Origin of the sequence: Mesorhizobium tamadayense (assembly GCF_003863365.1) — a bacterium.
Classification (GTDB): domain Bacteria; phylum Pseudomonadota; class Alphaproteobacteria; order Rhizobiales; family Rhizobiaceae; genus Mesorhizobium; species Mesorhizobium tamadayense.
The window spans coordinates 20,039-29,631 of sequence record NZ_RQXT01000071.1; the positions used below are offsets into that span (position 1 = coordinate 20,039).

Sequence of the window (9,593 nt, forward strand, 5' to 3'; positions counted from 1 at the left end):
CCACAAGGGGGAGATTGGCAGCGTTGGCCGCAGCGCCTTCCTGAAACTGCGAGTTCAATCTCACGCCGCCTGCGCCATCCGTTCCGCGCTCATCCGATAGGAGATCGCCTCGGCGAGATGGATGCGGCCGACGGTCTCGCTGGCGTAGAGGTCGGCGAGCGTGCGCGCGACTTTCAGCACGCGGTGATAGGCCCGCGCCGAGAAGGCGAGCTTCTCGCTGGCGTCCTTGAGCAGCGCCAGCCCGGCGGCGTCGGGCCTGGCGATCTCCTCGACGACCGAGGGCGGGCAATGCGCGTTGGTGGTGGCGCTCGCGCCCAGCCTTTCGAGCCGCTCGCGCTGGATCGTACGGGCGCACGCCACGCGCAGCGCCACCGAAGCGCTGGTCTCGGCCTTGTCCGGGCGGATCAGGTCGCTCGCCGACACCGCCGGCACCTCGATCCTGAAGTCGATGCGGTCGAGCAGCGGGCCGGATATGCGCGCCTGGTAATCGGTGCGGCAGCGCTCGCCGCGCAGGCAGCGATAGCCGGGCTCGCCCGACATGCCGCACCGGCACGGGTTCATCGCCGCCACCAACTGGATGCGCGCCGGATAGGTGACGCGGTGGTTGGCGCGCGCGATCGCGCAGTCGCCGGTCTCCAGCGGCTGGCGCAGCGCGTCCAGCGTCTGCGGCGTGAATTCCGGCAATTCGTCGAGGAACAGCACGCCGTGATGGGCAAGCGACACTTCGCCCGGCCGCACGCGCAAGCCGCCGCCCACCATCGCTGCCATCGAGGCCGAATGATGCGGAGCGCGGAACGGCCGCCGGTCGGTGAGCTTGCCTTCGCCGAGCTCGCCGGCCACCGAGGCGATCATCGAGACTTCCAAAAGCTCTTTCGGCGCCAGCGGCGGCAGGATCGAGGGCAGCCGCTGCGCCAGCATCGACTTGCCCGAGCCTGGAGGGCCGACCATCAGCGAGTACAGCCCACCAGATATTAGAGAATTCTAAAGGGCTTCAATGGGTGGGAAGTTGCCGTTCGCCTCATCGGCCAGAACGAGCACGTAGCGCCATTTCCGGGCATTCGCTGAGACAGCAGTAGAGGTCTCGTTAGGGGTGGGTGAGCGGACCCTCCAAGCGATCTGCTCTGTTTCCTTTGTTTCCGTCGCGGGTTGCTGGTTGACATACACGCGCTTTATGATTGCTGTTTAAAGCTCTGGTCGGGCCCGTTGCCCGAGCGGCTGGTTGTGCGGGAGGGACTCTATGGCCCAGCAGGAGCAGTGGCAGCTGGAAGGCAGCGCCGCGGAACTCTACGAGCGTTACTTGGTCCCGGCAATTACCGCCCTGTGGGCCGCCGATCTGGTGGATCGTGCTGCGCCTCAATCTGGTGAGCGGGTTCTGGACCTCGCCTGCGGCACCGGCGTGGTGGCACGCGTCGCGGCCGAGCGTATGGGCGGGGGGCAGGTCGTCGGCCTCGACATCAACACGGGCATGCTTGCCGTTGCTCGATCGCTCCCGACGGGCGCTGGACCGCGTATTGACTGGTGCGAGGGAAGCGCGCTCGAAATGCCGTTCCCTGACTCCACCTTTGATCTGGTTCTTTGCCAGCTCGGACTGCAGTTTTTCCCGGACCGATCGGGTGCGCTACGTGAAATGTTCCGGGTGCTGGTGCCTAACGGCCGACTGGCCTTAAGCGTTTTCAGCGCTATTGACCACACTCCTGCGGCGAAGGCTCTGGCAGATGCCTTGGACCGACATCTCGGTCCAGGCGCTTCGGCAACCAAACGGTCCGAGCATTCACTCGCCGATGCTGACGAGCTTTACCGACTGGTGGCTGGCGCGGGCTTTCGCCATGTGACCGTCCACACGATTACCCAGAACATCCGATTCCCCTCGCCAAAGGAATACGTGCGACTACAGCTGGCAGCAACTCCCCAGGCTGGACTGGTGAGCGGAATGGATGCCGGACATCGCGACGCAGTAATCACAGCGATCACGGGTGATCTAAGTTCCTCGCTGGCAATCTATTCAAGTGGAGGGGAGTTGACGTTCCCCCAAGAGGCTCACGTCCTGGTCGCTCGCAGATAGCAGCTGTCGTTGCGGCGTGAGCATCGCTAAGACGCTCGGTTCCTCCCGACGGTCGGGATCCATCGACCGCACGCGATGCAATCGCTAAGCTGCGGGCGGCAAATCCCCGCGTCTCGATCGCCGTCATGAAGGCAAGCCACCCGCTGCGCCACAGTCCGCGACTGTTCGACATGTTTGTGGAAGGGTGGCGGCTGGCTGGCTTGCCCGAGGAATGAGCGGTTGCTCGGCTACGCCAAAGTGCCCCGCCCTTGAGGCCCGCAACCGGGCATCGAGCTTGGATCGACCATCCAAATGGCAGCTTTCCGTCCTGCTGACGTCCGGTCGAACTCGTCAACTCGTCGTAGTCTATGACCGGTTCGGGTCAGGAGCGCTGGTTGCGCTCGACGTCGGGTTTCGGGAAGGAGAAACGGCCCAGGAAGGGCAGCAATGGGTGGGGAAAGGTGCCGTTGGCTCATCTGCCAGAACGAGCAGGTCGCGCCAGCTCCCGACATTGCCGGCCAGCCTCGCAAGTGTCGTGATACGATCCGTTGACGACCCTAGTCGCCGCAGACTTCAGCGTCAAAAAACAAGCTTCGGAACCTGACCTTCAGAACAACAATTCGGGAGTGCTACCGAGTGAAATTCATTCGCCACATTGGCTCCGGTCACATCGAAGCCGCCCAAGTTTCAAGACGTTGAGCACCGTTAGAACGCGCATCTGAAAGATCCTGTCGGTCTCGCCGCTGTGGTCGTCCCATGGCACGGATGAGACGACCACTGTTTGCCGCGGCGCCCGAGACGGCTCGCGATACGCGTGAGCCGCAGATGCTTTTTCCGTGCTATGATGGGCTTGCAATCTTGACCTCGGCAATATGGCAGAGGCCGAACGCTGTTTGCTCTGGCGCGGGAGTTTGCGGCCAGCACGGGCCCAACCCGAAATGTAGTGTTGCTGCCTTTTGCCGACTGAGCTTGGGCGAGGAGTTTGTCCATGTCCATGTGTAGTGTTGACCGCCCACTGCAGCCGGGCGACCCAGCGCCCAATATAGTGCTCGATGCTATCTCGCGCGAAGGCAAGATTGCGCTCAATGATTTTCGAGGCCGAAGCCCGCTGTTGATTGGTTTGTTTCGCGGTCTGCACTGTCCGTTCTGCCGCCGTCACGTCGCGGCCATGGCGCAACTCAATCCGGCTCTGCGTGAGAAAGGCGTCGAATGCCTGGCAGTGGTCAATACGCCGGTCGAACGGGCACGGCTCTATTTCCGCTACCACCCGATGCCCCACCTTCTCGCCGCGTCCGACCCGGAGCGGGCCTCGCATCGTGCTTTCGGCTTGCGCGAGGTCGGGATGGACACGGTCACGGCGATACGGATTGACCTTCCGGGCGAGTTGCCAGAACCTATGGACGTGATGGCAATGAACGAGTTTCTCAACAGGAAGGAAGGATATGAGATTGCGGAAGCCGATCAGCAGATGATGGCTTCCGGCCAGGGGCAGCTTGTCGGTCAGTTCCTAATCGACCGGGAGGGCATCGTGCGCTGGAGCTTCACTGAAGTTCTGGAGGTTGGTCTCCAAACGTTCAGGGTGCCGAAACCCGAGGAATTGATATCGGTAGCGTCCCAAGTCGCACATCAATAGGCTGCCGAAAAATTCGCTCGACGACCGCGCCCTGGTAATGATTCTATGGGTTTGAGGCCATGATCAAGGTGCTCAAGCGCGGCGGCCCGGGTCTGCCCAGCTTCGTAGCCATTCCATTTAACGGGCGGACGCTAGAGTGAGCCAGCCTCAGCGCATAGGCCAGGCGACGTCCCTCCGCAATCACGTGGTTTCCGACAGGCGCGCAGTACGGCGATTTTCCACCCGTTCAAGGCCTTCCGGCAGCGTGCTTGCAACGGCTGGATAGGGTCACTGTTACGCCTTCAGGCAGCACCCGGCGACGACCAGAGACGATGTGGGTTTCGGGTGGAAATTAATGTAGCAAACCATCAGCATGGATCGTCCACCGGAGAAGGTCGCCTTTGACCGGAGCCGACATTAGTCTTCCACAGCGCGAATGGCAGCTTCGTTCAGCATCTCGGTCGTTAAAGTTAACTACAAGGTCAATTGCAATGAACCGGCAAATCAGCCAAGATTCACTGGTCAAAAAAAGACCCCCGCCGAAGCGGGGCCAGTCCCTTGGGAGGTTTTCCGTCTTAGTAGGACGGATAGCTCCTGCAATGCTCGCGGACGAATTCGAGACGTCCGTTGCGGATACGCACGTAGAAGGTGACGTAAACCGCCTTAGGCCATGCACATGATAGGCTCATGTGTTTGTCCTCCAACGAAGCCGAGTTGCTCTCGGCCAGCCGGAACGCGGGATCGCGCCCGCCGCTATCAGGGCGGGTCCCGTGGCCGGTTGGAGTTAGACCGAATCAAATATTGCGATTCGAATTAGGGCGACGACCCCAAAGGGTTGTCCTGCCCGCTTTTCACAGACAAAAACGCGAACGGGACAGGGGCTGGCGCGGCGGCGATGCGATCAGGCGCGGCGTCTCGCGGCGTCAATAGGCTTAAGCGCGATAGGGCACCTAGGAGTGGTTGAGCAATCTCTAATATGCCTATAAGTTGAGCAGCGCGGGGAACCGGTTGCCACCTAACCCCGCAATGGCCGGTGCGGCAAACCCCAAAGTACCCCTACTGCACCGGCCAGCCCATCCATGGCGTAGACCCGGAACCCGGGCCTGCCCCATTTCACCGGATGAAGGCGGACTAGCCAGCCCTATGGGGCTGGAACATAAACCCCGAGAGCGACTGCCACCTGCATTTCCAGCAAAATTGTCCCGATCATAATCAAGAAAAACAAGCGGATAAGAATTGACTGCTTGACCTTGTACCTTTGAGCCAAGAGCACGCATACGATAGTAGCGACGCCCGCCGCAGCGGTAAAAATCAGATCAACCGTGACGCCTCGCGAAACCATAGTTCCCCCTTCCCCAAGCAGGAACCACAACCTTAACGCGAGCGGCCCGCCTTGTGGAGGGGCGGGCCGCTCTGTTTTTCAGCTTGTTTCAGCGTGTTTTTTCCAATGTCTCTACGAGACGGACGCTAGCGTCATGGCTGGAATCTAGCCCCCGTCGGGCCGGGTTTGTCAAATATATAATCGCCCGCTTTGAGCAAGAACATTACGGGAACATCGTTCGCTGCGCGTCTCCGCCGAGCATCCGGGAGAGAATTACCCCCGCTTGCCTTCCACGCAATCCCAGAACAGGCTGGCGATATCTGCTCCCCCAAAACGGTGCACCTCGCGAATGCCGGTCGGCGAGGTCACGTTGATCTCGGTCATGTAGTCGCCGATGACGTCGATGCCGACGAGGATGAAGCCGCGCTCCCTCAGCGCCGGCCCGATGCGGGCGCAGATCTCGCGCTCGCGCTCGGTCAACTCGGTCTTCTCGGCGCGGCCGCCGACATGCATGTTGGAGCGTGAATCGTGCTCGGCCGGCACGCGGTTGATGGCGCCGACCGGCTCGCCGTCGATCAGGATGATGCGCTTGTCGCCCTTGCGCACGTCCTTGAGATAGCGCTGCACGATATAGGGCTCGCGGAACAGTTGGCCGAACATCTCGAGCAGCGAGGCGAGATTGCGGTCGGCCTCGTGCAAATGGAAGATGCCGGCGCCGCCATTGCCGTAGAGCGGCTTGACGATGATGTCGCCGAACTCCTTGCGGAAGGCGGCCACCTCTAGAGGGTCCTTGGTGATCAGCGTCTCCGGCATCAGCTCCGGAAACTCGGTGACGAAGATCTTTTCCGGGCTGTTGCGCACCCAGGCCGGGTCGTTGACCACCAGCGTCTTCGGATGGATGCGTTCCAGGATGTGCGTGGTGGTGATGTAGTTCATGTCGAAGGGCGGGTCCTGCCTGAGCAGGATGACATCCATCTCCGACAGGTCGGTGCGCACCGGCTCGCCCAGCGAATAGTGGTTGCCCTTCTCGTCGCGCACCTGCATCTCCTCGACGCGCGCGAACACCTTGCCGTCACGCATCGACAGCCGGTCGGGCGTGTAGTGGAAAAGCTTGTGGCCGCGCCGCTGCGCCTCCAGCGACAGCGCGAAGGAGGTGTCGCCGGCGATCGACACGGTGGAGACATGGTCCATCTGGACGGCGATCTTCAGCGGCATGTTGGTCTCCATGGAGCACGAAGTACGCTCCAACACCTTTGAACCAATGCATCGTGCTTACCGAAAATCGATCCCGATTTTCGGGCTGATGCAGCTGCCGCCGATATAAGGAACTCGAAGGCTTCTGCCAATCGGCCAGACGTTAACGGTCGAAGACCAGGCGGGAATAGCCGAGGAAGGACAGTGCCATCGCAACCAGCGAGGCGACTGCCAACGCCGCCAGCGGCGGCAGCGAGGGCAACGCGAGCAGGATGGCGCAGTAGACCAGATAATTGACGATGCTGGTTGCGATGCCGACGCCGCCATAGCGCGCGCCTTCCTGCGCTATGCCGCGGCTCGAGCGCGAGAAGGTCAGATGGCGGTTGACCTGCCAGGTGACGGTGAGCGCGAAGCCGATCGACAGACCGCGCGCCGTCAGCGGTCCGAGCGGCGTGACGGAAAGCAGCAGCCAGAGCGCTGCCGCGTCGGCGACGAAGCCGATGCCGCCGGCAAGAACGAAGCGGGTAAGCCGGCCCATCAGGCCGCCCGCGAGGCCTTGCGCGGCTCGCTCTTCGGGGGTGTCATCTCCGTTGCGCCCGCGCGGCGCTCGATGCGGCCGGATGGGATCGAAAGATAGAAGATGCGCTTCTGCTCGGCGCGGCCGCGCGACACCGAATCGAGGATCAGCCCGGTCACCGCCGAGAGCATCGACAAGAGCAGCAATCCAACCGAAAGCACCCAGGTCGGCAAGCGCGGCACCAGCCCCGTCTCGGCGAACTCGATCAGCACCGGGATCATCAGGCCGAGGCTTGCCGCCAGGAAGAACAGGGCGAACGTGCCGAAGAAGCGCAGCGGCTGCGTTTCCTTCAGCAGCATGGCGAACATCCACAGGATCCTGGCGCCGTCGCGGAAGGTCGACAGCTTCGACGACGAGCCTTCCGGGCGGCGGCCGTAGTCGAGCGCCATCTCGTTCACCGGCAGCTTGAGCTGCGAGGCATGGACCGACATTTCGGTCTCGATCTCGAAGCCGCCGGAAACCGCCGGGAAGCTCTTGACGAAGCGCCGCGAGAAGATCCGGTAGCCGGAAAAGATATCGGTGAAATCGGCGCCGAACAGGCCCTTGTAGAGCCGGTTGAAGATGCGGTTGCCGAAGGCGTGGCCGGAGCGGCCTGCGTCGTCGGTCACGCCGCGCCTGGTGCCCACCACCATGTCCGAGCGCTCGGTGAGCAAGACGTTGATCAGCTGCGGCGCATCTTCCGGCGCATAGGTTCCGTCGCCGTCGGCCATCACATAGATGTCGGCGTCGATGTCGGCGAACATGCGGCGCACCACATTGCCCTTGCCCTGCCGCGGCTCGCGCACGACGATTGCGCCGGCCGAACGGGCTCGAAGCGCGGTGAGATCCCGCGAATTGTTGTCGTAGACATAGATCGTTGCCGACGGCAGCGTTTCGCGGAAGCGTCGCACGACCTCGCCGATGGTCGGCTCCTCATTGTAGCAGGGTAGCAGCACGGCGATCGCCGGCTCGTTGCGGACTTCATGCGGCATGTCTGTCTCCGGCGCCCGGCTTGAGCCCTCCGGCCGCGCCAATGCCGGCCCCGGCGTCTCCGGGCCGCTTTACTATTTATTGAAGCCGTTAAGGCCAGGTTTAAGCCGATCCCATCTCCGAAGGCCTGCCGATGAGCGCAGCCAAGGTCGCCGCCACCTGGAAGTCCGATCTCATGCCGGCGCTGCTTGCCGCCTTGGTCGCGCTCGCGATCAACGCGTGGATGGGGCCTTCGCCCCTGGCCGATGCTGGTGGCAGACCTTTTTTGGGGGCCTTCGGGAAAATCGATTTTCCGATACCTTTCCTAAACGCTTTGCTGCCAGTCTGAACATAAATACCGCCGTCAGAACAGGGACATGATGCAAACGACGTTTGGCACCGGGCAGCCAGGCAGGGAAAACACGGATCTGGCATTCACCGATCCGCTGACCGGGCTTGGCAACCATCGTCGCTTCTTCGACAAGGTCGATCGCCTGATCAGCGACCGCGCCGATGACCCCGCGCCCTTCACCGTCGGCATCCTCGACCTCGACGGCTTCAAGCCGATCAACGACCTGTTCGGCCACAAGGCCGGCGACGACATCCTGATCCAGGTGGCGATGCGCTTGCGCGCCTCGATGGACGGCCATTCCACCGTATGCCGCATCGGCGCCGACGAGTTCGCCTTCCTCTATCCCATGGTGTTCAGCGAGGAGCAGGCGGCCGAGAAGTCGCGCATGCTGATCGAGATCCTGTCGGCGCCCTATGACGTCGGCGAGCGCACCGCGAGATTGTCGGCCTCGGTCGGCTGCTCGCTGTTCTATTCCGGCGACGAGACCACCGAGATCCTGATCAACAAGGCCGAGACCGCGCTCTACCACGCCAAGCGCTCGGGTCGCGGCCGCGTCGTCGTCTACACCCGCGAGATGGAGGAGGCCGCCAAGCGCGTCACCCGCATCGAGCAGGCGCTGCGCCGCGCCGTCTCGGCCGGCGAGGTCGAGCCGCATTTCCAGCCCATCGTCGATCTTACCACCCGCCGCACCATCGGCTTCGAGACCCTGGCCCGCTGGACCGATCGCGATCTCGGCATGGTGCCGCCCAGCGTCTTCATTCCCATCGCCGAGGAGCGCGGCATCATCGGCCCGCTGTCGCAACTCGTGCTGCGCAAGGCGACCGAAGCGGCGCGCAGCTGGCCGAAGGACCTGTTCCTGTCCTTCAACCTGTCGCCGTCGCAGCTTGTCGACCAGAACACCGGTCTGCATATCCTGGCGATCCTCGACCGCACTGGTTTCGATCCGCGCCGGCTCGAGATCGAGATCACCGAGACCGGCCTGATGAACGATCCCGCCTCAGCCGAGAAGATCGTCGAGGATCTGCGCCGTGTCGGCATCCGCGTCTCGCTCGACGATTTCGGCACCGGCCAGTCCTCGCTTGGGCGCCTGCGCGAGTTCCATTTCGACAAGCTCAAGATCGACCGCGCCTTCGTCTCCTCCATCCTCGACGACCGGCCGTCCGAGCACATCATCCGCGCCATTCTGGCCATGTGCGAAGGGCTCGGCATGGACGTGGTGGCCGAAGGCATCGAGGAGGAAGCGCAGGCCGACCGCCTCGTCCAGTTCGGCTGCGCCGGCGGACAGGGCTATCTGTTCGGCAGGCCGGTCGATGCCGACGCCACGCTTGGCTATCTCCGCGACTCCTACCGCGGCGCGCTGCACGCGAAGGCGATCTGACTAAATTCGGAAGTGTTTGCGCGGCACTACCCCCGCCTCTGACCCCTCCCCACAAGGACAGAGCAATCGCATATGGCAGCGCCGGCGCCCTCATCCGGCCACTTCGCGGCCACCTTCTCCCCGTGGGGGAGAAGAGACTGGCGCCAACGCTGGCAATCTCCTCTCCCCTT

At 62.9% G+C, this 9,593-nt stretch carries 7 protein-coding genes and 1 pseudogene; 4 read left to right on the forward strand and 4 right to left on the reverse strand.

Features of this window, described 5'->3' with window-relative positions:
• Window positions 1-60: 60 nt before the first annotated feature.
• Window positions 61-969 (reverse strand): annotated as a pseudogene (locus EH240_RS33335) (YifB family Mg chelatase-like AAA ATPase); the annotation flags it as partial.
• Window positions 970-1,237: 268 nt separating this feature from the next.
• Between EH240_RS33335 and EH240_RS33340 the strand changes: the two are divergent.
• Window positions 1,238-2,062: a class I SAM-dependent methyltransferase gene (locus EH240_RS33340; RefSeq protein ID WP_125006512.1), complete on the forward strand. Its 825-nt coding sequence runs from the start codon at window positions 1,238-1,240 to the stop codon at window positions 2,060-2,062.
• A 967-nt stretch (window positions 2,063-3,029) separates the two neighbouring features.
• Window positions 3,030-3,674 (forward strand): peroxiredoxin-like family protein, encoded by a 645-nt coding sequence (locus EH240_RS33345; protein WP_125006514.1) that lies wholly within the window; start codon window positions 3,030-3,032, stop codon window positions 3,672-3,674.
• 1,573 nt (window positions 3,675-5,247) lie between these two features.
• Here EH240_RS33345 and gshB read toward each other — a convergent pair.
• From gshB to EH240_RS33360, 3 genes are all read right to left on the reverse strand, one after another.
• Window positions 5,248-6,189, reverse strand: a complete 942-nt coding sequence (gene gshB, locus EH240_RS33350; RefSeq protein ID WP_125006516.1) for a glutathione synthase — start codon at window positions 6,187-6,189, stop codon at window positions 5,248-5,250.
• Between the two features lie 142 nt (window positions 6,190-6,331).
• On the reverse strand, window positions 6,332-6,706 hold the full coding sequence (locus EH240_RS33355) for a GtrA family protein (RefSeq protein ID WP_125006518.1): 375 nt from the start codon (window positions 6,704-6,706) through the stop codon (window positions 6,332-6,334).
• Window positions 6,706-7,716 (reverse strand): glycosyltransferase, encoded by a 1,011-nt coding sequence (locus EH240_RS33360; protein WP_245436631.1) that lies wholly within the window; start codon window positions 7,714-7,716, stop codon window positions 6,706-6,708. Before EH240_RS33360 ends, EH240_RS33355 begins: the two co-directional genes overlap by 1 nt.
• Before the next feature lie 131 nt (window positions 7,717-7,847).
• Between EH240_RS33360 and EH240_RS33365 the strand changes: the two genes are divergently transcribed.
• Both EH240_RS33365 and EH240_RS33370 read left to right on the forward strand, forming a co-directional pair.
• Window positions 7,848-8,042, forward strand: a complete 195-nt coding sequence (locus EH240_RS33365; protein ID WP_125006520.1) for a hypothetical protein — start codon at window positions 7,848-7,850, stop codon at window positions 8,040-8,042.
• Window positions 8,043-8,073: 31 nt separating this feature from the next.
• Complete coding sequence (locus EH240_RS33370; RefSeq protein ID WP_125006529.1) at window positions 8,074-9,423, forward strand: putative bifunctional diguanylate cyclase/phosphodiesterase; 1,350 nt, start codon at window positions 8,074-8,076, stop codon at window positions 9,421-9,423.
• Window positions 9,424-9,593: the final 170 nt, after the last annotated feature.

What these genes read in the sequence shown, in the direction of transcription:
- gshB (WP_125006516.1), bottom strand. Translation starts at nt 6,189, where the DNA reads ATGCCGCTGAAGATCGCCGTCCAGATGGACCATGTCTCCACCGTGTCG.
- EH240_RS33365 (WP_125006520.1), top strand. Translation starts at nt 7,848, where the DNA reads ATGAGCGCAGCCAAGGTCGCCGCCACCTGGAAGTCCGATCTCATGCCG.
- EH240_RS33340 (WP_125006512.1), top strand. Translation starts at nt 1,238, where the DNA reads ATGGCCCAGCAGGAGCAGTGGCAGCTGGAAGGCAGCGCCGCGGAACTC.
- EH240_RS33360 (WP_245436631.1), bottom strand. Translation starts at nt 7,716, where the DNA reads ATGCCGCATGAAGTCCGCAACGAGCCGGCGATCGCCGTGCTGCTACCC.
- EH240_RS33370 (WP_125006529.1), top strand. Translation starts at nt 8,074, where the DNA reads ATGCAAACGACGTTTGGCACCGGGCAGCCAGGCAGGGAAAACACGGAT.
- EH240_RS33355 (WP_125006518.1), bottom strand. Translation starts at nt 6,706, where the DNA reads ATGGGCCGGCTTACCCGCTTCGTTCTTGCCGGCGGCATCGGCTTCGTC.
- EH240_RS33345 (WP_125006514.1), top strand. Translation starts at nt 3,030, where the DNA reads ATGTCCATGTGTAGTGTTGACCGCCCACTGCAGCCGGGCGACCCAGCG.